Origin of the sequence: Streptomyces sp. NPDC050625 (genome assembly GCF_040654755.1) — a bacterium.
Lineage (GTDB): Bacteria > Actinomycetota > Actinomycetes > Streptomycetales > Streptomycetaceae > Streptomyces.
In genome coordinates this window covers 337,835-363,329 of record NZ_JBFAIQ010000005.1, presented here as the reverse complement: position 1 = coordinate 363,329, position 25,495 = coordinate 337,835, and the positions used below count along the sequence as shown (strand labels likewise).

General features: G+C 70.6%; 20 protein-coding genes and 1 pseudogene. 8 read left to right on the top strand and 13 right to left on the bottom strand.

The annotated features are described in order from the left end of the window. Positions 1-315 precede the first annotated feature (315 nt). The 5 genes from AB0I54_RS14850 to AB0I54_RS14830 all read right to left on the bottom strand — a co-directional run bounded on the left by AB0I54_RS14850 (position 316) and on the right by AB0I54_RS14830 (position 4,499). Positions 316-1,383, bottom strand: a complete 1,068-nt coding sequence (locus AB0I54_RS14850; protein ID WP_363296369.1) for an aspartate-semialdehyde dehydrogenase — start codon at positions 1,381-1,383, stop codon at positions 316-318. Continuing rightward, positions 1,383-2,660, bottom strand: coding sequence for an aspartate kinase (locus AB0I54_RS14845; RefSeq protein ID WP_363296368.1), 1,278 nt, complete (start codon positions 2,658-2,660; stop codon positions 1,383-1,385). Before AB0I54_RS14845 ends, AB0I54_RS14850 begins: the two co-directional genes overlap by 1 nt. Positions 2,661-2,847: 187 nt before the next feature. Then, positions 2,848-3,507, bottom strand: coding sequence for a DUF5063 domain-containing protein (locus AB0I54_RS14840; protein WP_363296367.1), 660 nt, complete (start codon positions 3,505-3,507; stop codon positions 2,848-2,850). Beyond that, complete coding sequence (recR, locus tag AB0I54_RS14835; protein ID WP_235460829.1) at positions 3,500-4,099, bottom strand: recombination mediator RecR; 600 nt, start codon at positions 4,097-4,099, stop codon at positions 3,500-3,502. Before recR ends, AB0I54_RS14840 begins: the two co-directional genes overlap by 8 nt. 55 nt (positions 4,100-4,154) lie before the next feature. After that, positions 4,155-4,499, bottom strand: coding sequence for a YbaB/EbfC family nucleoid-associated protein (locus AB0I54_RS14830; protein ID WP_363296525.1), 345 nt, complete (start codon positions 4,497-4,499; stop codon positions 4,155-4,157). 249 nt (positions 4,500-4,748) lie between these two features. Here AB0I54_RS14830 and AB0I54_RS14825 point away from each other — a divergent pair, with 249 nt between their 5' ends. Further along, positions 4,749-5,501 carry an SLATT domain-containing protein gene (locus AB0I54_RS14825; protein WP_363296366.1) on the top strand — a complete coding sequence of 251 codons (753 nt, stop codon included), beginning with the start codon at positions 4,749-4,751 and terminating at the stop codon, positions 5,499-5,501. Positions 5,502-5,835: 334 nt separating this feature from the next. Here AB0I54_RS14825 and AB0I54_RS14820 read toward each other — a convergent pair. Continuing rightward, positions 5,836-6,281 (bottom strand): annotated as a pseudogene (locus AB0I54_RS14820) (phosphate ABC transporter substrate-binding protein); the annotation flags it as partial. 154 nt (positions 6,282-6,435) lie between these two features. Beyond that, positions 6,436-8,529 (bottom strand): protein kinase, encoded by a 2,094-nt coding sequence (locus AB0I54_RS14815; protein WP_363296365.1) that lies wholly within the window; start codon positions 8,527-8,529, stop codon positions 6,436-6,438. A 177-nt stretch (positions 8,530-8,706) separates the two neighbouring features. Here AB0I54_RS14815 and AB0I54_RS14810 point away from each other — a divergent pair, with 177 nt between their 5' ends. The 4 genes from AB0I54_RS14810 (at position 8,707) to AB0I54_RS14795 (ending at position 14,101) form a co-directional block, all read left to right on the top strand. Further along, positions 8,707-10,062: an aspartate aminotransferase family protein gene (locus AB0I54_RS14810; RefSeq protein WP_363296364.1), complete on the top strand. Its 1,356-nt coding sequence runs from the start codon at positions 8,707-8,709 to the stop codon at positions 10,060-10,062. Between the two features lie 109 nt (positions 10,063-10,171). Next, on the top strand, positions 10,172-10,864 hold the full coding sequence (locus AB0I54_RS14805; protein WP_363296363.1) for a GntR family transcriptional regulator: 693 nt from the start codon (positions 10,172-10,174) through the stop codon (positions 10,862-10,864). Beyond that, entirely contained in the window at positions 10,861-13,287 is a 2,427-nt protein-coding gene (locus tag AB0I54_RS14800; RefSeq protein WP_363296362.1) for a dolichyl-phosphate beta-glucosyltransferase, read from the top strand. Before AB0I54_RS14805 ends, AB0I54_RS14800 begins: the two co-directional genes overlap by 4 nt. A 163-nt stretch (positions 13,288-13,450) precedes the next feature. Continuing rightward, a complete protein-coding gene (locus AB0I54_RS14795) occupies positions 13,451-14,101 on the top strand; it encodes a hypothetical protein (RefSeq protein ID WP_363296361.1) in 651 nt (216 codons plus the stop codon). Between the two features lie 594 nt (positions 14,102-14,695). Here the strand turns inward: AB0I54_RS14795 and AB0I54_RS14790 are convergent. After that, positions 14,696-16,513: a 5'-nucleotidase C-terminal domain-containing protein gene (locus tag AB0I54_RS14790; RefSeq protein WP_363296360.1), complete on the bottom strand. Its 1,818-nt coding sequence runs from the start codon at positions 16,511-16,513 to the stop codon at positions 14,696-14,698. Positions 16,514-16,676: 163 nt separating this feature from the next. After that, the gene (locus AB0I54_RS14785; protein ID WP_363296359.1) at positions 16,677-17,960 is read right to left on the bottom strand and encodes an adenylosuccinate synthase; all 1,284 of its coding nucleotides are present in this window, start codon (positions 17,958-17,960) and stop codon (positions 16,677-16,679) included. A gap of 197 nt (positions 17,961-18,157) precedes the next feature. Between AB0I54_RS14785 and AB0I54_RS14780 the strand changes: the two genes are divergently transcribed. After that, positions 18,158-19,024 carry a diacylglycerol kinase gene (locus AB0I54_RS14780; RefSeq protein WP_363296358.1) on the top strand — a complete coding sequence of 289 codons (867 nt, stop codon included), beginning with the start codon at positions 18,158-18,160 and terminating at the stop codon, positions 19,022-19,024. Positions 19,025-19,036: 12 nt separating this feature from the next. Here the strand turns inward: AB0I54_RS14780 and AB0I54_RS14775 are convergent, their stop codons facing one another. Further along, a complete protein-coding gene (locus tag AB0I54_RS14775) occupies positions 19,037-19,534 on the bottom strand; it encodes a MarR family transcriptional regulator (RefSeq protein ID WP_363296357.1) in 498 nt (165 codons plus the stop codon). A 73-nt stretch (positions 19,535-19,607) separates the two neighbouring features. Between AB0I54_RS14775 and AB0I54_RS14770 the strand changes: the two genes are divergently transcribed. Continuing rightward, entirely contained in the window at positions 19,608-20,501 is an 894-nt protein-coding gene (locus AB0I54_RS14770; RefSeq protein ID WP_363296356.1) for an ABC transporter ATP-binding protein, read from the top strand. Next, positions 20,498-22,099, top strand: coding sequence for an ABC transporter permease (locus AB0I54_RS14765; RefSeq protein ID WP_363296355.1), 1,602 nt, complete (start codon positions 20,498-20,500; stop codon positions 22,097-22,099). The genes AB0I54_RS14770 and AB0I54_RS14765 overlap by 4 nt, the downstream gene beginning before the upstream one ends. Before the next feature lie 8 nt (positions 22,100-22,107). Here the strand turns inward: AB0I54_RS14765 and AB0I54_RS14760 are convergent, their stop codons facing one another. Genes AB0I54_RS14760 through AB0I54_RS14750 form a run of 3 tightly spaced genes read right to left on the bottom strand, consistent with a single transcriptional unit; the run spans position 22,108 to position 25,435 of the window. Continuing rightward, positions 22,108-23,328 (bottom strand): cytochrome P450, encoded by a 1,221-nt coding sequence (locus AB0I54_RS14760; protein ID WP_363296354.1) that lies wholly within the window; start codon positions 23,326-23,328, stop codon positions 22,108-22,110. A 44-nt stretch (positions 23,329-23,372) separates the two neighbouring features. Further along, positions 23,373-24,047: a response regulator transcription factor gene (locus AB0I54_RS14755; protein ID WP_363296353.1), complete on the bottom strand. Its 675-nt coding sequence runs from the start codon at positions 24,045-24,047 to the stop codon at positions 23,373-23,375. Further along, positions 24,044-25,435, bottom strand: coding sequence for a histidine kinase (locus AB0I54_RS14750; RefSeq protein WP_363296352.1), 1,392 nt, complete (start codon positions 25,433-25,435; stop codon positions 24,044-24,046). The genes AB0I54_RS14755 and AB0I54_RS14750 overlap by 4 nt, the downstream gene beginning before the upstream one ends. Positions 25,436-25,495 lie beyond the last annotated feature (60 nt).

The window sequence follows — 25,495 nt, the reverse complement described above, 5'->3', positions numbered from 1 at the left end:
GTCCCATATGAACGAGCGTCCCCACGCCCAGATCACGGCGTCCCCACGCCTGGATCGTCGCGTCCCACGCCCCGCAAGGGCGTCCGCAAAGACGCTCCCCGCCCTTCGCGCGGTTGCGGAGAGCGGGGAAGAAAAATCTTCGGATGCCGAGGGACCCGGATCAAGTGGTCCGGACCATTATCCCGGAGCTTTCATCCGGACCCACTTGCGTCGTACACAGATCCTACAAATGGATCCGCTCCCATCCAGAGGTTTTCCGGTGTGGTGCGGACCTCACGACACCCCGTGCGGGCCTCACGACACCCCGCAAGGGCGTCACGAGAACTCCGCCGCCACCAGCTCCGCGATCTGCGCGGTGTTCAGCGCGGCACCTTTGCGCAGGTTGTCCCCGCATACGAAGAGTTCGAGGGCGGTGGGGTCGTCGAGCGCCCGCCGCAGCCGCCCGACCCAGGTCGGGTCGGTCCCCACCACATCGGCGGGGGTGGGGAACTCACCGGCGGCCGGATCGTCGAAGAGGACGACACCGGGCGCCGTCGCGAGGATCTCACGGGCGCGGTCGACGGTGACCTCCTCCTGGAAGCGGGCGTGGACGGTGAGGGAGTGCGTGGTGATCACCGGCACGCGCACACAGGTCACGGCCACCGGCAGCTTCGGCAGTCCGAGGATCTTGCGGGACTCGTCCCGCACCTTCATCTCCTCCGACGACCAGCCGTCCTCCCTGAGCGATCCGGCCCACGGTACGACGTTCAGCGCGACCGGCTCCGGGAACGGCCCGGTGTTCTCCCCGATGGCCCGGCGTACGTCACCGGGGCTGGTCCCCAGCTCCGTACCGGCCACCAGGGACAGCTGGGCCCGCAGGGTCTCGACACCGGCGCGCCCCGCCCCGCTCACCGCCTGGTACGACGACACCACCAGCTCGCGCAGCCCGAACTCGGCGTGCAGCGCGCCCAGGGCGACGATCATCGACAGCGTCGTGCAGTTGGGGTTGGCGATGATCCCGCGCGGCCGGCGCCGGGCGCAGTGCGGATTGACCTCGGGCACCACGAGCGGCACCTCCGGGTCCATCCGGAAGGCGCCGGAGTTGTCGACCACCACCACGCCCTTGGCCGCGGCGATCGGCGCCCACTGCGCGGCGACCTCGTCGGGCACGTCGAACATGGCGACGTCGACCCCGTCGAAGGCCTCCTCCGACAGGGCCACCACCTCGACCTCCGCACCGCGCACGGCCAGCTTGCGGCCGGCCGAGCGCGGGGAGGCGAGCAGGCGGATCTCGCCCCAGACGTCCTTGCGCTGGGACAGGATCTGGAGCATGACCGTACCGACGGCCCCGGTCGCTCCCACGACCGCGAGCGTCGGACGTACGGCCGGTCCGGTCGCGGCCATCAGCGGCCGGTGCCTCCGTAGACGACGGCCTCGTCGGTGTCGGAGTCGAGCCCGAAGGCGGTGTGCACGGCCCGGACGGCCTCCGGCACGTCGTCGGCGCGGGTGACGACCGAGATACGGATCTCCGAGGTGGAGATCAGCTCGATGTTCACCCCCGCGTCGGACAGCGCCTCGAAGAAGGAGGCGGTGACGCCCGGGTTGGTCTTCATGCCCGCGCCGACCAGGGAGATCTTGCCGATCTGGTCGTCGTAGCGCAGCGAGTCGAAGCCGATGCCGGCCTTGCTCTTCTCCAGGGCGTCGATGGCCTTGCGGCCCTCGGTCTTCGGCAGCGTGAAGGAGATGTCCGTCAGGCCCGTGGCGGCGGCGGACACGTTCTGCACGACCATGTCGATGTTGATCTCGGCGTCGGCGATCGCGCGGAAGATGGAGGCGGCCTCGCCGGGCTTGTCGGGCACACCGACAACCGTGATCTTGGCCTCGGAGGTGTCGTGCGCGACACCGGAGATGATGGCCTGCTCCACCTTCTTGTCCCCTTGCTCGATCGGCTCGCTGCTGACCCACGTGCCCTGCAGCCCGCTGAACGAGGAGCGGACGTGGATCGGGATGTTGTAACGGCGCGCGTACTCCACGCAGCGGTGGAGCAGCACCTTGGAACCGGAGGCGGCGAGCTCCAGCATGTCCTCGAAGGCGATCCAGTCGATCTTCTTCGCCTTCTTCACCACACGCGGGTCGGCGGTGAACACGCCGTCGACGTCGGTGTAGATCTCGCAGACCTCGGCGTCCAGGGCGGCCGCGAGGGCCACCGCCGTGGTGTCGGACCCGCCGCGCCCGAGCGTGGTGATGTCCTTCTTGTCCTGGCTGACGCCCTGGAACCCGGCGACGATCGCGATGTTGCCCTTGTCCAGGGAGTCCCGGATCCGGCCCGGCGTGACGTCGATGATCCGGGCTTTGTTGTGGACCGAGTCGGTGATGACGCCTGCCTGGCTGCCGGTGAAGGACTGGGCCTCGTGGCCCAGGTTTTTGATCGCCATGGCCAGCAGGGCCATGGAGATCCTCTCTCCGGCGGTCAGCAGCATGTCGAACTCACGCCCGACAGGCATCGGGGATACCTGCTCGGCGAGATCGATCAGCTCGTCCGTCGTGTCGCCCATCGCGGAAACGACGACAACCACCTGGTTGCCGTTCTTCTTCGCTTCCACGATCCGCTTGGCGACGCGCTTGATGCCCTCGGCATCGGCTACGGAGGAGCCTCCGTACTTCTGCACGACAAGGCCCACGTGCGCTCCTCGCTCAGTCCGTCGATTGCCCGCTCAGTCTAACGAGCGTCCGAATTTTGCCCTCGGGGAACCGCATCGTGAGATGTCAGGCCACCCGCTTCGTGACTCCTCTGCCCAATGTCACGCAGGTGATGGCTGTGATCTGCGCTTCACACGGATCCCACTGGTCTCACGAGTCTCACCGGCTTCACTGGCCCTGGCGCATGCCCAGGGGGCCCGCGATCTCCTCCTCCATCACCCTGCCCGCCTCGAACTCCAGGGTGTCGTCGCCCATGCTCTGGTCGGTGTCCAGGCCGTCCAGCTCCTCCAGGGGCTGGTTGAGTCGGACGTGGGCGAGGACGGAGTGCAGGGCGCGGAGGGTGGCGGAGGCCGTGGAGCCCCAGTTGGAGAAGTAGGAGAACTGCCACCACCACAGGGCCTCGGTGGTGCGGCCGGCGCGGTAGTGGGCCATGCCGTGGCGCAGATCGGTGATGACGTCCGCGAGGTCGTCGGAGATACGGGCCGGGACGGACGCCTTGCGGGGCTCGTAGGGGTCGAAGACCTCCGAGTAGACGTCGACCGGCTCCAGGAGGCGGGCCAGGTTCTCCCGGAGTTCGTCCACGTCCGGCTCGAAACCGGGATCGGGCTCGTAGCGCTCGTCGGGGACGATGTCCTCGTGCGCGCCGAGCCGGCCCCCGGCCAGGAGCAGCTGGGAGACCTCCAGCAGAAGGAAGGGGACCGCCGAGTCCGGCTCGTCGCCCCTCGCAACCTCTGTGACGGCCACCAGGAAACTCTCGACCTGATCCGCGATCTGGACCGCGAAGTCGTCCGGGTTCTGCGTCGTGGCGTGCAGCGTGGCGTCAGACATCTAGGAGTCGTCTCCCCTCGAAGGCGCGGCCGAGCGTGACCTCGTCCGCGTATTCCAGGTCGCCGCCCACCGGGAGGCCGCTGGCCAGGCGGGTGACCTTGAGGCCCATGGGTTTGATCATGCGGGCGAGGTACGTGGCCGTCGCCTCGCCTTCGAGATTGGGGTCCGTGGCCAGGATCAGTTCGGTGACCGTTCCGTCGGCCAGGCGGGCCAGGAGTTCCCGTATCCGGAGATCGTCGGGGCCGACGCCCTCGATCGGGCTGATCGCGCCGCCGAGGACGTGGTAGCGGCCCCGGAACTCACGGGTGCGCTCGATCGCGACGACGTCCTTGGGCTCCTCGACCACGCAGATGACCGACTGGTCGCGGCGGGGGTCGCGGCAGACCGCGCACAGCTCCTCCTGCGCGACGTTGCCGCAGGTCGCGCAGAAGCGGACCTTCGCCTTCACCTCCAGGAGGGCCTGGGCCAGGCGCCGTACGTCCGTCGGCTCGGCCTGCAGGATGTGGAAGGCGATCCGCTGCGCGCTCTTGGGACCGACGCCGGGCAGCCGCCCCAGCTCGTCGATCAGGTCCTGGACCACGCCTTCGTACAACGGACTGCCCTTCCTGGAGTCTTCCTGTACGTACCGTAGTTGGCCGCGGCCTGTCTTAGAAAGGCAGGCCGGGAATGCCGCTGCCGCCGCCCAGACCCTGGGCCAGCGGGCCGAGCTTCTGCTGCTGGAGGTTCTGCGCGTTCTCGTTGGCCGCCTGGACGGCCGCGACGATCAGGTCGGCGAGGGTCTCGGTGTCCTCCGGGTCCACCGCCTTGGGGTCGATCACGAGGCCGCGCAGCTCGCCGGCACCGGTGACCGTGGCCTTCACGAGGCCCCCGCCCGACTGACCGTCGACCTCCGTGTTCGCCAGTTCCTCCTGGGCCTTCGCCAGGTCCTGCTGCATCTTCTGGGCCTGCTGGAGCAGCTGCTGCATATTGGGCTGGCCACCACCGGGGATCACGATCAGCTCCTGGTTCGGTTCTCGTTGTTCTCCGTTGTGCACGAGCCTACGTGGTCCACGCAGGCACCGCCCCGCCACTCTTTCGAGTGAGATTGCCGTGAGTCCTATACCTGATCAAGGCCCCCTTCCGAGCGGAAAAGAGGCGAAAGCTTCGCCTTCGCCACCCATTGGGCGGTAGGAAAGGTGCCGCGCGCGTCAGCATTCAGATGTCACTCAACGTGACCGGTCGCGATCAGTAGGGAGTGCCGGGTGGGTCAGCCGGAGATGCAGCCCGAGGGTCCGCCTCAGGACGGGCGGGGTGAGGGGGCGGCCGGGCTGCGGCCGGGCGATCTGACCGGGCGGATGTTTCCGCCCGGGGACTGGGGGGAGCCGGCCGAGCGGCTGGACGAGCTGTACCGGTGGGTGGAGCGGGGGGCTCTGGAGACGGCGGCCTGGTATCTCGCGGACCGGGTGTGGAAGCGGCGCGGGGCGCGGGCGCTGCGGGCGGGGGCGGCGACGGGGGCCGTGTGCGGGAGCGTGCTGCCGCTGCTGGATCTGACCGGGGTGCTCGGTGGGGGTGCGCCGTGGGGGTATCTGGCGCTGATGGTGGCGGTGGCGTGTGTCGGGGTCGACCGGTTCTTCGGGGTCACGTCGGGGTGGATAAGGGACGTGGCCACCGCGCAGGCCGTGCAGCGGCGGTTGCAGGTGTTGCAGTTCGACTGGGCGTCGGAATGTGTGCGGGAGGTTCTGGGGCCGGCCGAGGGGACGGCGAGTGAGGCCACCGAGCGGTGTCTGGGGGTGCTGCGGAGGTTCTCCGAGGACGTGACGGAGTTGGTGCGGGTGGAGACTGCCGACTGGATGGTGGAGTTTCGGACCGGGTCCGCGCCGTTGGGGATTCAGGCGGCTGTGGCGGGGTCCGGGGGGCGGGGGGAGTCGGGGGGGTTGGCTGGGCGGTTTCCGTTGCCGCCGGGGGCTGCCGCCCGGCCCAACATGCCTCGGCAGCGGCCGCCGGAGCCGCGATAAGTTTCCCGTCCGGTGCTGACAGGGTGCCCTGTGCTGGGGCTGGGCAGGGGTGGGTGCGCTCGCCGGCGCTTGCGGGGTGCCGCTGCGCCCACCCGTGCCGCCTGGGGTCCCCCTGCTCGAAGAGCTTGGGGGAGGCACGACTGCCCCCAGTCGGGGAGGCTGCTGCGTCAGGCGCAGAGTTTCAGGCCCTCTGGGGTCCAGCAGGGGATGTGGCCGTGGGTGCGGATTACGTCCTGGCCGTTTCCCCGGGAGAGGTAGGTCAGGAAGCTGGAGACCAGGGAGTCGGCCGGGGGCTGGCCGTAGGTGTAGGCGTACTCGATCTCCCGGTAGGGGTGCCCTCGTAGCCGAACCCCCGCTCGGGGGTGAAGTGGTCCATCAGATGGTCGGTGTCGTTCGGCTGGGTGACCGACACGCCCCGGACGGTCCGGTCGGTGAACACCGCGGTCAGTCCGTGGCGTTCGGGACTGGTGTAGTCGTCGCGGTCGATGCCCTGCGAGCCGTCGTTCTCCACGCGGAGCAGGACGAGCGTGGCGTCCGCCATGACCGGCGCCTCGTCGAAGAGGCCCAGGCGTCGGTTGGCGCGGCCCGAACGGACGTCGTCGCCGATCGGGTTGTCCATCTGCACCCGGTAGCCCACCCTCCCCCACTGCCTCAAGGGCGTGGGAGGTACCCCCAGCGGCGCGGCACCCGGCGCTCGTACCAGACCATGCCGGCCGACGCGACGATACCGAGCACCGCCGTCCCCACGGCCACGACGTTCTCCGCACTCAGCCACTCCATGTGGGTGCCCCCGCTACTCCCCGGAGTCGAATGGTGGGGTCACAGTACGGGCGCCCGGGGGGACAAACCGGTCTCGTGGGCTGAAATTCGCCGCGCGTTCAACGACCTCACAGAAAACGGGAGTTGGCCCTCACCGCATCACCGAATCACCGCATCACTGCTTCGTGTAGGTCAGGCTCTCTCCGTTGCCCTGCTTCGCCCGCCGCAGCCGTCCGTCCGACAGCAGCGTGACCTCGGTGGCCTCGCCGGGCGAGCAGGACGAGAGCGGCTCGCCGGAGGTGACGGTGGACGGACCGATCTCCAACGGACCGTTGCCGCTGGGCTGTTCGGCCAGCGCCGCGGTGAAGACACAGTGGTAGCTGCCGCCGCCCACGATGGGCCCGTCGGCGACGAGCGTGAGGACCGTGTCCCCCACATCGCCCTGCTGGATGGTCAGTTCGCGGGTGTTGTGCCCGGTGGCGTTGTCGATCGACGTCTCCCAGGTTCCCAGGTAACCGGCCGGGATCGTGCCGTCCGACGGTGCCGGGGTGGTGGGCTGCGAGGTCGTCGGGTCGGGCCCGGAGGTGGTCGGGCCGCCGGTCGTGGGCGCGCCGGTGGTCGGGCCGGGGGAGACGGTGTTCCCGCCCTTGTCGTCGCTGCCGCCGCCCTTCATCAGCGCGTACACCGAGCCGCCCGCGGCGAGCGCGACGACCAGCGCGATCACCACGAGGAGCGCCGTGGACCGGCCGCTCTGGCGCGGCTCGCGCGGCGGAATGCCGCCGGGTCCGTACGGCGGGGTCGAGCCCATCGGAGGCGGACCGTACGGCGGGGTCGAACCGACGCCGCCCGCGTACGGGTTGTACGGCTGCCCGGAACCGGGCCAGGCACCGGCGCCGGGCTGCTGCGGATGGCCGTAGGCGGGGGGCTGCGGGTGCTGCTGCGGGTAGCCGTAGGCCGGGTGGGCCGGGGGCATCCCCGGCGGGGGCGTCTGGCCCGCGACCATCGTGGGCAGGTGGTTCACCCCCGGTCCGCCGCCGTTCGGCCGCGGCTCCCCGGGCGGGGGCGGCACGGAGGCGTCGTCGGAGGCGGGGGCGTGCTCGGGGGACGAACCGGGCGCGGGAACCTGCCCGGGGGGCGAGCCGGGCGCGGGGGTCTGCTTGTGGATCCACGCGGGGGCGGGGTCGGCCGTGCCGTCCCCACCGGAGCCGGGCGCGGCGGCGGGAGAGCCGGCCGCGGGCCGGCCGGGCGCAGGCGCGGGCAGAGCAGGCCGGGAGTCCGCCCCCGCCGGTCCCCCCACTGGTCCCCCCGCCGGGCCTCCCGCCGGGGTCCCCGCCGGACCCTCCGCCGCCTCCGGATCCTCGACCTCCAGCAGCTGCACCGCGTGCCGCCCCAGCTGGGCCACCAGCGCCCCCGGCAGCCACGGGTCCCGCGAGCGGCCTCCGGACACCGTGTCCTCGGCGCCGGTGCGCTCCAGGATCCGGTCCAGCGTCGGCCGGGCGGCCGGGTCCTTCTTCAGACAGTCGCGCACCAGGTCGGCGATGCCCTCGGGCACGCCCTCCAGGTCGGGCTCGTCCTGGGCGATCCGGAACATCAGGGCGTGCACCCCGCTGTTGGCGGCGCCGAAGGGGAGCTGTCCGGTCGCCGCGTAGGCGAGCACGGAGCCGAGGCAGAAGACGTCGCAGGCGGGCGTGATCCGGTCGCCGCGCACCTGCTCGGGCGCCATGAAGCCGGGTGAGCCGACCAGGGAGCCGGTGCGGGTGAGCCCGTCCCCGGCCAGGGTCTCCAGGGCCCGCGCGATGCCGAAGTCGATGACACGCGGCCCGTCGATGGTCACCAGCACATTGGACGGCTTGAGGTCGCGGTGCACGATCCCTGCGGCGTGGATGTCCTTGAGCGCGTGCGCGAGCCCGGCCGCCAGGATCCGTACCGAACGCTCGGGCAGCGCTCCGTGGTCGTGCCCGACGACCTGCTGGAGGCTGGGTCCTGCGACATACCCGGTGGCCACCCACGGCACGGCGGCCTCGGTGTCCGCGTCCAGCACGGGTGCGGTCCAGTGGCCGCCGACCCGGCGCGCGGCCTGCACCTCCTGCCGGAACCGGGCCCGGAACTCCTCCTGCTCGGCGAGCTCCTCGCGCACCAGCTTCACGGCGACGGTACGGCCCCGGTCCGAGCGGGCCAGATACACATGCCCCATGCCGCCCGCGCCGAGCCGCGCCAGCAGCCGGTACGCCCCGATGCGCTGCGGGTCACCGGGTCCGAGCTTCTCCATGGCTGCGCCGCCTTCCCCCCGTAGGTGTGCAACGAACCGAGAATAGTGCGGTCGTGAGGGTGGTCGCGCGGGGCGGTGTCTACGGTTCCGTAACAGACAATCTGTCGTGGAAACCCCCCGACCAGGGAACAGGTCGCCGATACCGCGTTCGCATCGCGGACACTTACGCTCGCTCGCATGACCCCTCAGCCGAATCCCGAAGCCGGCGCCGCCGTGAAGGCCGCGGACCGTGCACACGTCTTCCACTCCTGGTCCGCCCAGGAGCTCATAGACCCGCTCGCCGTGGCCGGCGCCGAGGGGTCGTACTTCTGGGACTACGACGGCAAGCGCTACCTCGACTTCACCAGCGGGCTCGTCTACACCAACATCGGCTACCAGCACCCGAAGGTCGTCGCCGCGATCCAGGAGCAGGCCGCACGCCTGACCACCTTCGCGCCCGCCTTCGCCGTCGAGGCGCGCTCGGAGGCGGCCCGGCTGATCGCCGAGCGCACTCCGGGCGACCTGGACAAGATCTTCTTCACCAACGGCGGCGCCGACGCCATCGAGCACGCGGTGCGCATGGCCCGGCTGCACACGGGCCGCGCGAAGGTGCTGTCGGCCTACCGCTCGTACCACGGCGGTACGCAGCAGGCCGTGAACATCACCGGCGACCCGCGCCGCTGGCCCTCCGACAGCGCCACCGCCGGTGTCGTCCACTTCTGGGCGCCCTACCTCTACCGCTCCCGCTTCTACGCGGAGACCGAGGAGCAGGAGTGCGCGCGGGCCCTGGAGCACCTGGAGACGACGATCGCCTTCGAGGGTCCCGGCACCGTCGCCGCGATCGTCCTGGAGACGATCCCGGGCACCGCGGGGATCATGGTTCCGCCGCCCGGCTATCTCGCGGGCGTGCGGGAGCTGTGCGACAAGTACGGGATCGTGTTCGTCCTGGACGAGGTCATGGCCGGGTTCGGACGCACCGGTGAGTGGTTCGCGGCCGACCTGTTCGACGTCGTGCCCGACCTGATGACCTTCGCCAAGGGCGTGAACTCCGGCTATGTGCCGCTCGGCGGTGTCGCCATCTCCGGGAAGATCGCGGAGACCTTCGGCAAGCGGGCCTACCCGGGCGGCCTGACGTACTCCGGCCATCCGCTGGCCTGTGCCGCCGCCGTCGCCACCATCGACGTGATGGCGGAGGAGGGCGTCGTCACCAACGCGAAGAACCTGGGCGCGAGCGTCGTCGAGCCGGGTCTGCGCGCGCTGGCCGAGCGGCACCCGAGCGTCGGCGAGGTGCGCGGTGTGGGCATGTTCTGGGCCCTCGACCTGGTGAAGAACCGGGAGACCCGGGAGCCGCTGGTGCCGTACAACGCGGCGGGCGAGGCGAACGCGCCGATGGCCGCCTTCGGTGCCGCAGCGAAGAAGAACGGCCTGTGGCCCTTCGTCAATATGAACCGCACGCACATCGTCCCGCCCTGCAATGTGAGCGAGGCCGAGCTGAAGGAGGGTCTTGCGGCACTGGACGCCGCGCTGAGCGTGGCCGACGAATACACGGTGTGAGTGAGGGCCGTAACACCGAAGCTCACCAGGGGAACTCGAACGCGTAAGGTGGCGTGCTCGTAGATATGGACGAGCACCGCACCCATACGCGTGAGGAGAGCCCCCGACCATGCCCGGCAACGGCGCCGTGACCCGCAGTACCTTGCGGCAGCAGATCGCGGACGCGCTTCGTGACGAGGTGCTGGCGGGCCGGCTCCAGCCGGGCCGGGCGTTCACGGTCAAGGAGATCGCCGATCAGTACGGGGTCTCGGCGACGCCGGTCCGCGAGGCGCTGGTCGACCTGTCCGCGCAGGGCATCCTGGAGGCCGACCAGCACCGCGGCTTCCGCGTCCCCGAGTACTCGCTCGACGACTACCGCGGCATGATCGAGGCGCGCAGCCTGGTCACCGACAGCATGTTCCAGGCGCTCATCGACGGCCGCAAGCCGTTCGCCAACCCCGAGGAGCCCCGTACGGCGACCGCCCTCGCCGCGGTCCGCCGGCGCGGCGAGGAGGCCCAGCGCGCGTCCGCCGCCGGTGACCTGACCGTGCTCATCGGCTACGACCTGCGCTTCTGGCGCGAGCTGGGCGCCCAGTTCGGCAACCCCTATCTCGCCGACTTCCTGAACCGGCTGCGCGTCCAGTCCTGGGTGTGCGCGGTGCAGCACCTGCGCCATCTGCCCGATCTGCGCGGCCGCCTGTGGTCCGGGCACACCGAACTGGTGGACACCCTGGTCCGCCGGGACCCCGCGCGCGCCCGCGCGATCGTCGCCGGATACAACGCGCACGCCCTCGCCCTCATCGAGCGGCTGGCGGCCGGATGAGCGGCCGCCGCGCCGAGGTGGTCGACCTCTCCGTCGTCGTCCCCGCCTACAACGAGGAAGAGCGTCTTGGCCCCACCCTCGAAGCCGTCACGGCCTATCTGAGCGACAACGAGGGCCGCTGGGGCGAGTGGGAGGTGATCGTCGCCGACGACGGGTCGACCGACGGCACCCGGGAGACAGCGGCCTTGGAGCACCCACGAGTCCGGCTCGTCACCAGTGACCGCAACCGCGGCAAGGGCAGCGCCCTGCGCCTCGGGGTCGCGGCCTCGCGCGGCCACCGGGTGTTGGTCACCGACGCCGACCTGGCGGCCCCCATCACGGAGCTGGAGCGGCTCGACAAGGCGCTCAGCGAGGGGCACACGGCGGCGATCGGCTCGCGTTCGGTGCCGGGTGCGGCGATCGACAACCGCCAGCACCGGGTGCGCGAACTGCTCGGCCGTGCCGGGAACTTCCTGATACGCACGACGGCCGTGCCGGGCATACGGGACACCCAGTGCGGCTTCAAGCTGTTCGAGGGCGACCGGGCCCGTGAGGCCTTCGCCGCCTCCCGGCTCGACGGCTGGGGCATAGACGTGGAGGTGCTCCAGCACTTCCACCGCAACGACTGGCCCGTGACCGAGGTCCCGGTCCGCTGGAGCCATCAGCCCGGCTCGAAGGTCGGCCCCCTCGACTACGCCCGCGTCCTCACCGACCTGGCCCGGCTCAGAGCCCGCGCCGTACGCCCCGCCGACCTCCTGGTCACCGTCCTCTTCCTGCTGATGGCGGTGGCCCTCTACTCGGGCCGTGTCTTCGACCCGGACCACCGCTATCTCCCCGACTCCCTCCAGGACCAGAACCAGTGGGAGTGGTTCTTCGCGGTGACCGCCGACAACGTCGCCCATCTGCGCAACCCCCTCTTCACCGACCTCCAGGGCTTCCCCGACGGCGTGAACCTGATGGCCAACACGGTCATGCTGGGCCTGTCCGTCCCCTTCGCGCCGCTCACCCTCGCCGCGGGCCCCGCGGTCGCGCTGAGCGTCTGCATGACGCTGGGCCTGGCCGCGACCGCGGCCGCCTGGTACTGGCTGATCGTGAAACGGGTCGTACGGCAGCGGGCGGCCGCCTTCCTGGGCGCCTCGCTGGCCGCCTTCGCGCCCCCGATGGTCAGCCACGCCAACGCGCACCCCAACTTCGTGATCCTCTTCATGATCCCGCTGATCATCGACCGCGCCCTGCGGCTGTGCACGGGCACGCGGGTGGTGCGGGACGGGGTCGTGCTCGGCCTGATGGCCGCCTACCAGGTCTTCCTGGGCGAGGAACCTTTTTTGCTTGCCGCGCTTGGCATGACCCTGTTCGCCGCCGCCTACGCCGCCGTACGGCGGGACGTGGCACGGGCGGCCTGGCGGCCGCTGCTGAAGGGCCTGCTGATCGGCGCGGCGGTCTGTCTCCCCCTCGTCGCCTATCCCCTGTACTGGCAGTTCACCGGCCCGCAGAGCTATCGCAGCGTCCTGCACGGCGACGACGTGGGCAACAGCCCCCTGTCCCTGCTCGCCTTCGCCGAGCGCTCGCTGTTCGCGGGCGACGCGCAGACGGCGAACTCACTCTCCCCCAACCCCACCGAGCAGAACGCGTTCTACGGCTGGCCGCTGGTCGCCCTGGCCTTCGCGATCCTCGTACGGCTGTGGGAGCAGGCCCTGGTCAAGGCGCTGGCGTTCACCGCGGTGGCCGCCGCGGTGCTCTCCCTCGGCCCGAAGATCCGCATCCCGCTCACCGACACCGTCTACCCCGGCCCCTGGGCCCTGCTGGCCGACAAGCCGCTGTTCGAGTCGGTGATCGAGGGCCGGGTGGCGATGGTCTGCGCCCCGGCGCTGGGCATGATGGTGGCGATCGCGGTGGACCGGCTGGCGGCGACCCGTGCCGTGGGCACGATGTACTTCGGCTTCCTCGGCGTCCTGCTCGCCCTGGTCCCGCTGGTCCCGGCGCCGCTGAAGTCCGCAAAGCGGGCCGAGGTGCCCGCGTTCTTCACGGACGGGACCTGGAAGTCGTACGTCCGCGAGGGCGAGTCGCTCGTGCCCGTGCCGCTGCCCGACTCCGGCGTCGCGGAGGCCCTGCACTGGCAGACGGCCGCCCATCTGGGCTTCCGACTCCCCGGCGGCTACTTCAACGGCCCCTACGGCGAGGACCGCATCGGCATCTACGGCGCCTCCCCGCGCTACACCTCCAACATGCTCCGCGACGTGCGCTGGACCGGCGTGGTCCCGGTCATCGGCAAGAACTGGCAGGCGCAGGCCAAGCGGGACTTCGCCTACTGGAAGGCGGGCGTCCTGGTGGTCGTACCCCAGCCAAACGACGACAAGCTGCGCACGGCCCTGCACAAGCTCACCGGTCGTGCCGGAAAGTGGACGCACGGTGTGTGGGTATGGGACCTGCACGAGGGAGGCTGAGCCTGCACGCACCGACAACCCCGACTGCCCCGACTGCCCCGACTGCCCCGACTGCCCCGACTGCCCCGACTGCCCCGACTGCCCCGACTGCCCCGACTACTGTGACTACCCTTCCCTCACCACCCTGCAATGCGTGTACGCGTGCTGATGCGAGGAGCTCTCTTTGGCCTGTGACCTGTGGCTGGTGCCGCTCGTGGACGTCCTGTGCCACACCCCGGACAACCCGTTCGCCGAGGAACTCGCGCAATACAACAAGGTGCTCGCCGAGGCCGGTCTGCCACCGGTGCCGGTGTACCAGTACATGCCGGGACTGTCCGGTGAGGTCGCCCCGGTGGCCGGCTTCGACTACGACGCGCTGCACTTCCTGCGCCGGGTCTACCTCCTGCAGATGTGCGGGCTGCCGGTGACCCCGGTGGACGAACTGGGCGGCGACTACGAGCAGCTCCTGGAGATGTTCGAGTCCACCGCCCAGCAGTCGCACCTGGTCTGGCACTACGACCACGCGGGCGCCTACGTCCCGGTCGACTTCCCCGACCCGCTGTCCAACGACGAGCTGCTGGCGAGCGGCGGCCCACTGGGCTCCTCCCAGACGCTGCTGCGGGAACTGGAGTTCGTCGCCCCGTCGATCGGCATCGATCCGGCCAACCCCCCGGCGGCACCGGAACCTCCGCGTGGCCCCACGGAGTTGGAGGAGCCGGCGGTCCCGCCGCCCTACGATCCCAGCCCCTTCGCCCGCGAACGGCACGTCTGGTTGGGGCTGCACGCGGCGGCGACCCGGAGCCTGGCCCAGGGGTCGATGATCGTCTTCAGCTGACCGTCAGACGGCCACCTCGGCGTCGGGCCGCTCGCTTCCTCTCAGCGGCCCGGAAAGACGGTGGCCCCGCCCGGCAATGCCCCTTGGCGGCGCCGAGCGGACACCGTCGGTGAAGGGCGCGGTATCGCCTCACCGGCACACCGCGGGCTGCTTCAGCGGCTTACAACCGGTGGATGGGTGGGGTGGCCGTACGGCCGACGTCATTGGAGGGTTTGGGACGCTCCAGAGGGCTCAGAGCGCTCAAATGCGGCCCAGATCTACCAATCAGCCCCAACGTCCACCGATCACCACCAACGTCGGAGCTCCGCCCCACCCACCGACCGTTCGCCGCCGAACCCACCCGGCGTGCCGGCGAGGCCGGGCCGCGTCCGTCGGCCGACGGGGACTGGCAGCCGACCGAGGTCGCCGACGCCGGGCTGGGCCACCGTCTTTCCGAGCCGCTCGCTCGCTTCTTGCCCGGGTGGAGCGAGGCGTGTCAAGGGTGGCCCGGAGGGCCATCGCCGAAGGCGACGCGGAGCGCCCTTGACTCGCCTCGCGGAAGCCCGACAGTCGCCGAGAAGCGGGCGGACCCTACGGCCGCTCCGCAGTCGGCGTTCAGAACACCAGCGTTCCGGCCTGCGTCAGCTTCCAGTTGGCGTCCGCGAAGTCCGCCGGGTTCAGCGTGCCCTTGGACACCACGTAGTCGATCATCAGTTGGCGGATCTCGTTGGTGGAGCTGTACGCGATGCCGGCGGACGCGATGTGCGGGTATCCCGAACCGCCGTTGGCGCGGTAGTTGTTGACGGCGACGACGAAGACCTGGTCGTCGGCGACCGCAGCGCCCTTGTAGGTGAGGTTCTTGATGCGGGAGCCCTCCGGCTGGGCGATGTCGATCTCGTAGGACACGCCCGCCGCGGTGTCGTACATGTAGTCCCAGAAGCTGTTGGCGTTGGTGAGGGTGGAGGTGTCCACCGCGGTGCCCGCCGGGACCTGGTGGTAGTACTTCGCCGCGTACTCCAGGTAGTCCTTGAGCTGGGCGCCGGTGAGCTTCTTGCCGTAGAGGGTGTTGTCGTAGATGTAGAGCCCGGCGATGTCCTTGATGGTCACGCTGCCCTGGGGGATGTCGGCCGTGCGGCTGAAGGGCGCGGCGACGGAGATGAGCGGGAGCGCGGCGTCGGCGGTGGACAGGCCCGCGCCGACCGTCTTCATCTGTACCTCGTGGATGAAGTCCATGATGGGGACGTCCTTCCAGCAGGACTCGGCTGCCGAGAGGTCCGCCGTGCAGGTGCCGACGGGCGTGTTGACGTACTTCACGACCAGCTCGTGGTCGGCCTCCAGGAGCTTGGTGATCTCCGGGTCCTCGTCGACCGTGTTCGGGTTGAGGGTCTGGGCCGTCTTGCTCGTGACCTTCCAGCGGCCGTGGTGCAGCTCGACCTCGAAGTCGAAGACGCTGAGCCGGTAGCCCCAGCAGTACGGCTCGGAGAGCAGGACCTCCTCGCCGGTCTCCTCGTTCTTGACGGTGTAGGACGGCACCTCGACGTGGGTGTGGCCCACCAGGATGGCGTCGATGCCGGGGACCTGCTCGGCGACGAGGTTGGAGGCGTTCTCGACGTACGGGAGCGAGTCGCCGTAGGAGGAGGAGCCGTCGAGGCCGGAGTGGTCGGTGAGGAAGACGACGTCACAGCCGAGGGCGCGCAGCCGCGGGACGTACTTCTTGGCCTGCTCGACCAGGCCGGGGAACACCATCTTCCCGCTGACGTTGTCCTTGTCCCACAGCGCGATGCCGGGGTTGGTGAGGCCGAGGATGCCGACCTTGATGTCGGGGGCGCCGGGGACGCAGATGCGCTTCACGGTGTACGGCAGGAACGCGGGCCGGAGGGTCTTGGCGTCCAGGGCGTTGGCGCCGAGCAGCGGGAACCGGCACTGGCTCTCAAACTTGCGCAGGACCTCGATGCCGTAGTTGAACTCGTGGTTGCCGAGGGCGGCGGCGTCGTAGCGCATGTGGTTCATGGCGACGGCCATCGGGTGCTTGGGGCCGCGCTTGCCGTCGGTGCCGGTGATCGGGTCGACGCGGGCGAAGTAGTAGGCCAGGGAGGTGCCCTGGATGATGTCGCCGGCGTCGACCAGCAGGACGCGGTCCTCGCCCTTGGCCTCGCGCTGCTGCTTGACGAGGGTCGCGACGCGGGCGACACCGCAGGAGTTGCCGGCCTTGTCGGTGTAGGCGGCGTCCTTGTAGTAGTCCCAGTCGAAGACGTGGCTGTGCAGGTCGGTGGTGCCGAGGATGGAGAACGACCAGGTGCGGGGCGTGTGTTCGGGCTCGTGGTCGGATGCTTCGGCGGTACCGGTGCCGACCGCTCCGGCGGCGACGGCGGCGGCACCGGTGACGGCCGACTTCTGCATGAACTGCCGGCGGTTCATGGGCTGGACGGGCATTCGGGGCTCCTGGAACGGAAGAGGCGGAAGGAACGGCACTACCCGCGTAGATGCTTGTCCTGCGCCGGTTCCGCGCGGAACCAGGAACAGCCCAAGGGCCGGTCAAGGATGTTCATGTCCATGACCAGCCCTTGGAGGGTCTGGGATGAAGGGTCCCGGATGACTAGAGGAACGAGTTGATCTCGATCGTCTCGTCGCGGCCCGGACCCACGCCGATCGCGGAGATCGGGGCGCCGGACATCTCCTCCAGCGCCTTGACGTAGTTCTGGGCGTTCTTCGGCAGGTCGGAGAAGGACTTCGCCTTGGTGATGTCCTCGGACCAGCCCGGGAGGTTCTCGTAGACCGGCTTCGCGTGGTGGAAGTCGGTCTGCGAGTACGGGAGCTCCTCGACGCGCTTGCCGTCGATCTCGTACGCCACGCAGACCGGGATCTGTTCCCAGCCGGTCAGCACGTCCAGCTTGGTGAGGAAGAAGTCGGTCAGGCCGTTCACGCGGGTCGCGTAGCGGGCGATGACCGCGTCGAACCAGCCGCAGCGGCGGTCGCGGCCCGTCGTCACACCGCGCTCACCACCGATGCGGCGCAGCGCCTCGCCGTCCGCGTCGAACAGCTCGGTCGGGAACGGACCGGCGCCGACGCGGGTGGTGTACGCCTTGAGGATGCCGATGACCCGGCTGATCTTCGTCGGGCCCACGCCGGCACCGGTGCAGGCACCGCCCGCGGTCGGGTTCGAGGAGGTGACGAAGGGGTACGTGCCGTGGTCGATGTCAAGGAGCGTGCCCTGGCCGCCCTCGAACAGGACGACCTTGTTCTCCTCCAGGGCCTGGTTGAGGACCAGGACCGTGTCGGCGACGTACGGGGCGAGCTTGTCGGCGTAGCCCAGCAGCTCCTCGACCACCTGCTCCACGGCGATGGCGCGCCGGTTGTACAGCTTGGTGAGGATCTGGTTCTTGACGTCGAGGGCAGCCTCGACCTTCTGCTCCAGGATCGACTCGTCGTACAGGTCCTGGACCCGGATCCCGACACGGTTGATCTTGTCCGCGTAGGTCGGACCGATACCGCGCCCCGTCGTCCCGATCTTCCGCTTTCCGAGGAAGCGTTCCGTCACCTTGTCCACGGTGACGTTGTACGGGGTGATGATGTGCGCGTTACCGCTGATCATGAGCTTCGACGTGTCGACGCCGCGCTCGTTCAGACCGCTCAGCTCGGAGAGCAGGACCGACGGGTCGACGACGACACCGTTTCCGATGACCGGCGTACAGCCGGGAGAGAGGATTCCGGAAGGGAGCAGGTGGAGTGCATACTTCTGGTCGCCGACGACCACCGTGTGGCCGGCGTTGTTGCCGCCCTGGTAGCGAACGACATAGTCCACCGAGCCACCGAGCAGGTCGGTGGCCTTCCCCTTGCCTTCGTCACCCCACTGAGCACCGAGCAGCACAAGTGCGGGCACGCGCGTACACCCCTTCCGGGCGGGGCATGTCCAAGGTCAGGGGCGTGGGCGTAAGGTTCACCGCCGCGCACCACCGCGACCGCCTTTGGTCGCACAACCGTCGGACCGGATGCCCCGGAATAGACGAAGCCCCTGGCGCAATAGCGCAAGGGGCTCTTGCACAAAGATGCTACCCGAGGAAGCGAGGCAGGACCGAGGTGGCGACTTTCGCGACGTCCGATCAGCTGCTGGTGGTCATCGACCCGGTCGCCCGGCGGACGGACGGGGAGTCCGTACGGATCGCGAAAGACGTGCTCAGCGCGGGTGCGACCACCAAGGTGTGCCTGCCGGAGGGGCCGGAGGAATTCGCCCGCGCGCTGGCGCGGCGCGGCTCGCGCCGACCCGTGGTGATCGGCGACGACCGGGCGCTGGTGCGTGCGGTGTCCCTGCTGCACCGGCAGCGGGAGCTGGCCGGATGCGTGCTGTCGGTGGTGCCGGTGGGGGGCGCGCTGGCGCTGGCGGAGACCCTGGGGGTGCCGACGGGGGCGGTGGCCGCGGCGCGGGCCGTGCTCGACGGGGTGGAGCGGCGCATGGACCTGCTGGTCGACGACAGTGACGGGGTGGTGCTCGGCGCGCTGCGGATCCCGCCGGTGCCGGTGCGGCGGGCCGCGCAGCTGGAGCCGGTGCCCGTGGCTCCGGCCCGCCCTTGGCTGCGGACGACGTACCGGTCCCTCGTACGGACGCTGGGCGCGCGCCCCGCCCGGCTGGCCACCTCCGTGCCCGCCCCCGGGCCCGCGCGGCTGCGGGTGGAGGTCGACGGGGTGACGCTCGTCGATCTGGACCAGCCGGTGGAGGGGGTCTCGGTGGCGACCGGTTCCGCCGGGCTGGCCGAGGTCGAGGTGCGGCCGGCTTCGGTGGGCGCGGAGGCGTGCCTGCTGCGGGCCTCCGGGCGGAGCGTGACCGTGGCCGGACCGGACTTCCGGTACCGGGCGGACGCGGGCGTGGCGGGGCCGGTGCGCAAGCGCACGTGGCGGGTCGTGGAGGGGGCCTGGGGGCTCACGGTGCCCCAGCGGGCCGGCGCCTGAAGGCCCGCGGGCTCAGTCCTGCCCGAAGACCCGCTCGCGGTGCACCCGCCAGCGCTCCATCATGGCCGCGATCTCGCCGTCGACGAACTCGAAGAAGGCCAGCGTCTCGGCCATACGGCGGCCCGCCGGGGTGTCCGCGCCGAGGCTGGCGACCCCCTCGCGCAAAGCGCTCTCCCAGCGCTTGATGACCGCCTCGCGGTTGGTCAGGGCCTCGTACCACTGATTGCTGTGCACCCGGTAGCGCTCGCGCCGCGAACCGGGCTCGCGCTCGCGGGACACCATGTGCTGCTGTGCCAGGTAGCGCACCGCGCCGGAGACCGCGGCGGGGCTCACCTGGAGCTGGTCACCCAGTTCGGCGGAGCTCATCGCGCCGTCGTCGGAGGACAGGAGCGCGGCGAAGATCCTGGCCGGCATGCGCTGCATCCCGGCCTCGACGAGCTGTGCCGCGAAGGACTCGACGAACTTCGACACCGCCTCGGGGTCACGCTCCGTACCGGCTGCTTGCGTCATGACTGCATCCTATCCGAGCTTCATAGCCTTCCTTAACTTCACAAATTTCTGAAAGAAGCGTACGTTCTGAGCCATGACGAAGGCAATCACCGTCTCCGGACTGCACAAGTCCTTCGGGCGGACACACGCCCTGGACGGCCTCGACCTGGAGGTCGCCACCGGAGAGGTCCACGGCTTCCTCGGCCCCAACGGCTCCGGGAAGTCCACCACCATCCGGGTGCTGCTCGGCCTGCTGCGCGCCGACTCGGGCGCCGCGCAGATACTGGGCCGCGACCCGTGGAGGGACGCCGTGGAGGTGCACCGCCGGATCGCCTACGTCCCCGGCGACGTCACCCTGTGGCGCAACCTCTCCGGCGGCGAGGTCATCGACCTGTACGGCCGGCTCCGCGGCGGCCTCGACAAGGCGCGGCGGGCGGAGCTGATCGAGCGGTTCGAGCTGGACCCCACCAAGAAGGGCCGCACCTACTCGAAGGGCAACCGGCAGAAGGTCGCCCTCGTCGCCGCCTTCGCCTCGGACGTCGACCTGCTGATCCTGGACGAGCCGACCTCGGGCCTGGACCCCCTGATGGAGGAGGTCTTCCAGCGCTGCGTGGAGGAGGAGCGCGACCGCGGCCGCACGATCCTGCTGTCCTCGCACATCCTCAGCGAGGTCGAGGAGCTCTGCGACCGGGTGAGCATCATCCGCAACGGCCGCACCGTCGAGAGCGGCTCACTGGCCGACCTGCGCCACCTCACCCGCACCAGCGTCAGCGCCGAACTCGCGGGCCCGCCCAACGGCCTGTCCCACCTCCCCGGCGTCCACGACCTCGACGTACAGGGCCGCCGGGTGCGCCTCCAGGTGGACACCGACAAGCTGGACGCCGTGCTGCGGCAGCTGAGCGAGTCGGGCGTACGGTCCCTGACCTCGACCCCGCCCACTCTGGAGGAACTGTTCCTGCGCCACTACCAGGACGAGGTGTCGCGATGACCACCCTCGCGGTACGGACGCCGGGCGGCACCCGCCAACTGGCCGGCACCGGAACCCTGTTGCGCTTCGCCCTGCGCCGCGACCGGGTGATGATCCCGGTCTTCGTCGCGGTGAACGCCCTCATGATCCTCTCCATGCCGGGCACCTTGAAGTCCCTGTACGGCACCACCGCCGAACGCGCCGACCTGGTACGGCAGATGGAGACCAACGCCTCGTTCCGCGCCCTGATCGGCCCGGTCTTCGACACCTCCATCGGGGCGCTCACGGCCTGGCGCGTGGGCGTGTACGCCGCCGCCCTCGCCGCCGTGATGAGCCTGCTGATCGTCGTACGGCACACCCGGGACGAGGAGGAGAGCGGCCGGCAGGAGCTGGTGGCGTCGGGGATGGTCGGCCGCCGAGCCTCCCTCACGGCGGCGCTGCTGGCCGCGGCCGTCGCGAACGCCGTACTCGCGCTGCTGGTCACCGCCGGTCTGGCCGGGCAGGGAACCTCGGGCGCCGTGTCCTTCGGCCTCGCCCTCGCCGGGGTCGGCATGCTCTTCGCCACGATGGCGGCGATCGTCGCCCAGCTGACGGAGAGCGCACGGCTCGCCCGGGGGCTGACCTCGGCGGTCCTCGGGGCGGCCTTCGTCCTGCGCGCGGCGGGCGACTCGGCGTCCGACGACGGTTCCTCGGTGCTGACGTGGCTGTCGCCGCTCGGCTGGCTGGAGAACCAGCGGTCCTTCGCGGACGAACGCTGGTGGGTGCTGCTGCTGTTCGCCGCCGCGATCGCCGCCCAGGGCGCGCTGGCCTACGGACTCGCCGGACGCCGGGACGTCGGCATGAGCTTCCTGCCCACGCGGCCCGGACCGGCCGACGGCCGCATGGGCACGGCGGGCGCGCTGGCCTGGCGGCTGCAACGGGGCAGCGTCCTTGGCTGGTCGATCGGCTTCTTCCTGGCCGGGGTCGTCTACGGCGGGCTGACCGACGGCGCGGCCGACCTGGTCCGCGGCAACGATCAGGCACGGGAGATCTTCGAGCGGATGGGCGGCCAGAGCGCGTTCACGAACGCGTTCCTCGCGGCGATGGTCGGCATGCTCGGCCTGATCGCGTCCCTGTATGTCGTGGCCTCCGTACTGCGCCTGCACGGCGAGGAGACCTCGGGCCGCGCGGAACCGGTACTGGCCTGCGCAGTGGGGCGCCTGCGCTGGGCCGCGAGCCATCTGACCATCGCCTTCGGCGGCTCGGCCCTGATCATGCTCCTGGCGGGCCTGGGCTTCGCCGTCGGCTACGGCAAGGAGATCGCCCCGATCCTGGGCGCCTGCCTCCTCCAGCTCCCGGCGATATGGGTGATCGGCGGGGTGGCGGTCCTGCTCTACGGCCTCGCCCCCCGGGCGGCAGCAGCAGCCTGGGGAGTGGCGGTCGCCGTCCTGCTGATCGGCTGGGTGGGCCCGGCCCTGAACGCACCCCAGGTCATCCTGGACCTCTCCCCCTTCGGCCACCTCCCGAAGCTACCGGGGGCCGAGATGCAGTGGACCCCGGTACTGACCCTTGCGGCGCTGGCGGTGGCCCTGGTGGCCGCGGGGCTGACGGCCCTGCGGAGACGGGACTTGACGACGTGAGGGTGGGGTCACCCCACCTCCACGCTCAACCCCTCCAGTCCCCGGATCACAAAGTTCGGCTTCCTCCGCGGCTCTGCCGTCAGGCTCAGGCGTGGGGCCTGCTTCAGCAGCGCTGTCATCGATGCCGCCAGTTCTATGCGGGCCAGTGGAGCGCCGATGCAGTAGTGGATACCCGCGCTGAAGGAGATGTGGGGGTTGTCCGCGCGGGTGAGGTCGAGGGTCTCGGGGGCGGTGAAGACCGCCGGGTCGTGGTTGGCGGAGCCGAAGAGCATGGCGATCTCAGCGCCCCTCGGGATCGTCGTGCCGTCGATCTCGATCTCGTCCAGCACCCAGCGCTCGAAGAGCTGGAGCGGGGTGTCGTAGCGCATCAGCTCCTCGATGGCCGAGGGGACCAGGGAGTGGTCCGCGCGCAGGGCGGCCAGCTGGGCCGGGTTGCGGAACAGGGCCCACCAGCCGTTCACCGTCGCGTTCACCGTGGCCTCGTGGCCCGCGTTGAGGAGCAGGACCGCCGTGGAGATCATCTCCTGCTCGGTCAGCCGGTCACCCTCGTCGTGCGCCGCGATCAGACCCGAGACGAGGTCCTCGCCGGGCTCCTTGCGGCGCGCCGCGATCAGCTCCCGGAGGTAGTCGGAGAACTCCACCGAGGCCCGGACCGCCTTCGCCGCCGTGTCCTCGGAGGGATTCAGCTCGTACATCCCGCAGATGTCCGCCGACCAGGGTCGCAGCTGGGCGCGGTCCGACTCGGGGATGCCCAGCATCTCCGCGATCACCGCGACCGGCAGCGGCTCCGCGACGTCCGTCAGCAGGTCGCCGCCGCCGGCCGCCACGAGGGCCGACACCAGTTCCCCGGCCAGCTCGCCGACGTAGGGCTTGAGCCGCTCCACCGTGCGCGGGGTGAACGCCTTCGACACCAGGCGCCGGATACGGGTGTGGTCCGGCGGTTCGAGGTCGAGCATCCCGTGGTCGTTCAGGACGTGGAACGGCTCGTGCTCCGGCGGGGGCGCCGTGCGGCCGAAGTCCTCGTGCGAGAACCGGTGCTGATACGTACGGCCGAGGCGGCGGTCCCGCAACAGCGCCGAGACGTCCGCGTGGTGCGGCACCAGCCACTGGTCGGTCGGTTCGTAGTGGAGCACACGGCCCCTCGCCCGCAGCTCGGCATAGGCCGGGTACGGATCGGCGAGGAACGCCGGGTCCCAGGGGTCGAAGGCGAGATCGGAAACAGCTGCCATGGACGGACGCTAGCCCGGTTCCTCCCTCCGTGACCAGGGGTCTCTCACCCCGGCGTGACCAGTCTCGCCTCATAGGCGAACACCGCCGCCTGGGTGCGGTCGCGCAGACCCAGCTTCACCAGGATCCGGCTGACATGGGTCTTGATCGTGGACTCGGCGACCACCAGCCGCTCGGCTATCTCCGCGTTGGACAGGCCCTGGGCTATCAGGACCAGCACCTCCGTCTCCCGCTCGGTCAGCTCCCCGTACGCCGACTGTCCGGTGGGGACCGGCCGCGGTGCCTCGAACAGCCGGGAGAACTCCGTGATCAGCCGCTTGGTGACCGTGGGGGCCAGCAGCGCCTCACCGGAGGCCACCACCCGCACCCCGTCGGCGAGCTGGCGGGCCGAGGCGTCCTTCAGCAGGAACCCGGAGGCCCCCGCCCGCAGCGCCTGGTACACATACTCGTCGAGGTCGAACGTGGTCAGCACCAGCACCTTCGCCGTGCCGTCCGCGGCGACGATCTCCCGCGTCGCCTCGATGCCGTTCAGCTCGGGCATCCGGATGTCCATCAGCACGACGTCCGGGGCGAGTTCCCGCACCCGCTCGACGGCCTCGCGGCCGTTGACAGCCTCGCCGACGACCTCGATGTCCGGCATAGCGTTCAACAGGACCGAGAAGCCCTCACGCACCATCATCTGGTCGTCCGCGATCAGTACGCGGATCGTACGAGTCGTCATGCACCGTTCCTGTGGTCGTGCCCGTCGCGTCGGTCGTCTCCGCGGCCCTCCCGGTCGAGTTCCAGGGCGACCGGCAGGAACACCGTCACCTCATAGCCCCCGTCCTCGGCCGGCCCTGCCGTCATCTCGCCGTTCAGCATGGAGACACGCTCCCGCATCCCGGTGATCCCGTGTCCGGCGCCCGGTGACGGCTTCACCAGGTCGGGCGCGGGCGGCGGGCCGTTGACTATGCGCAGACCCAGCCCGCCGAGCACATACCCGATCTCGACCCGCGCGCTCGTCCCCGGCGCGTGCCGCAGCGAGTTGCTCAGTGCCTCCTGCACGATCCGGTACGCCGACAGCTCCACGCCCTGCGGGAGTTCGCGCACCGCGCCGGTCACCGTCTTCTCCACCCCGAGCCCGGCCTCCCGCACATTGTCGAGCAGGGAGTCCAGGTCGGCGAGGGTGGGCTGGGGGGCGTCCGGTGCCTCGTAGTCCTCGGCGCGGACCACGCCCAGGACGCGGCGGAGCTCGGTCAGCGCCGCGACCGCGTTCTCCCGGATCGTGGCGAAGGCCTTCTCCAGCTCCGGCGGCGGGTTCTCCACCCGGTACGGCGCCGCCTCCGCCTGGATGGCGACCACCGACATGTGGTGGGCGACCACGTCGTGCAGTTCGCGGGCGATGGTGGTGCGCTCCTCCAGCAGCGTGCGGCGCGAGCGCTCGTGCGCGGTCACCGTCTGCTGGGCGGTCACCTCCTGCGCGGCGTCCTGGCGTATGTGCCAGACCGTGACGGCCAGCAGGATTATCGCCGAGAGCACCAGCATCGGACCGGCGTTGGTGTTGAGCTGGCCCCCGCCCAGGGTGGACTCGACCACGAAGCCGTAGCCCGCGGTCAGCACCCACATCCAGGCCGCCGTGCGCGGGCGGGTCCGTATCGCCACCACCGTGAGCACCACGAGATGGGCCATGAAGCTACCCGGCAGCCACGGCCAGTCCATCCAGGACGAGCCCACGATCGAGGCGGCCGCCGTCGCCGCGAGGGACACCCAGAAGGCACCCACCGGACGGGCCAGGGTCAGCAGCACCGGAACCAGTGCGAGGAGACCGCACAGCACGGCCGCCCCGCCGCCCGTACCACTGCCCGCGAACCCGATGAACATCGCCAGCGCGCCCGCGGCGGCCACCAGCATGTGCGCTCTCCAGGCCGCGTAGTCCCGGGCGCGACCGGTGAGACGGCGGGTCAGCCGGCCGTCGACACGCATCCGGGGCAGCGGGACATACGCGAACGCGTTGTGGAACAGGTCCTGCCGCAGCCCCCGCAGGGCGTCCGCGACAAGCCGGAACTCCGGGCTGCGCGGCCTGGCGGCTGCGCCCGGCGGTGTCGTCTGCATGTGCGTCGTCTCGGTCACGATGAAAACGGTATGCGGCGGCCGGGGTCGCGGTCGTCACCTCTGAGAGGGTCCTTGGGA

Excerpts from the sequence above, each read along its gene's own strand:
- AB0I54_RS14850 (WP_363296369.1), bottom strand. The coding sequence starts at position 1,383 with ATGGCCGCGACCGGACCGGCCGTACGTCCGACGCTCGCGGTCGTGGGA.
- AB0I54_RS14840 (WP_363296367.1), bottom strand. The coding sequence starts at position 3,507 with ATGTCTGACGCCACGCTGCACGCCACGACGCAGAACCCGGACGACTTC.
- AB0I54_RS14815 (WP_363296365.1), bottom strand. The coding sequence starts at position 8,529 with ATGGAGAAGCTCGGACCCGGTGACCCGCAGCGCATCGGGGCGTACCGG.
- AB0I54_RS14810 (WP_363296364.1), top strand. The coding sequence starts at position 8,707 with ATGACCCCTCAGCCGAATCCCGAAGCCGGCGCCGCCGTGAAGGCCGCG.
- AB0I54_RS14805 (WP_363296363.1), top strand. The coding sequence starts at position 10,172 with ATGCCCGGCAACGGCGCCGTGACCCGCAGTACCTTGCGGCAGCAGATC.
- AB0I54_RS14800 (WP_363296362.1), top strand. The coding sequence starts at position 10,861 with ATGAGCGGCCGCCGCGCCGAGGTGGTCGACCTCTCCGTCGTCGTCCCC.
- AB0I54_RS14790 (WP_363296360.1), bottom strand. The coding sequence starts at position 16,513 with ATGCCCGTCCAGCCCATGAACCGCCGGCAGTTCATGCAGAAGTCGGCC.
- AB0I54_RS14775 (WP_363296357.1), bottom strand. The coding sequence starts at position 19,534 with ATGACGCAAGCAGCCGGTACGGAGCGTGACCCCGAGGCGGTGTCGAAG.
- AB0I54_RS14770 (WP_363296356.1), top strand. The coding sequence starts at position 19,608 with ATGACGAAGGCAATCACCGTCTCCGGACTGCACAAGTCCTTCGGGCGG.
- AB0I54_RS14765 (WP_363296355.1), top strand. The coding sequence starts at position 20,498 with ATGACCACCCTCGCGGTACGGACGCCGGGCGGCACCCGCCAACTGGCC.
- AB0I54_RS14760 (WP_363296354.1), bottom strand. The coding sequence starts at position 23,328 with ATGGCAGCTGTTTCCGATCTCGCCTTCGACCCCTGGGACCCGGCGTTC.
- AB0I54_RS14755 (WP_363296353.1), bottom strand. The coding sequence starts at position 24,047 with ATGACGACTCGTACGATCCGCGTACTGATCGCGGACGACCAGATGATG.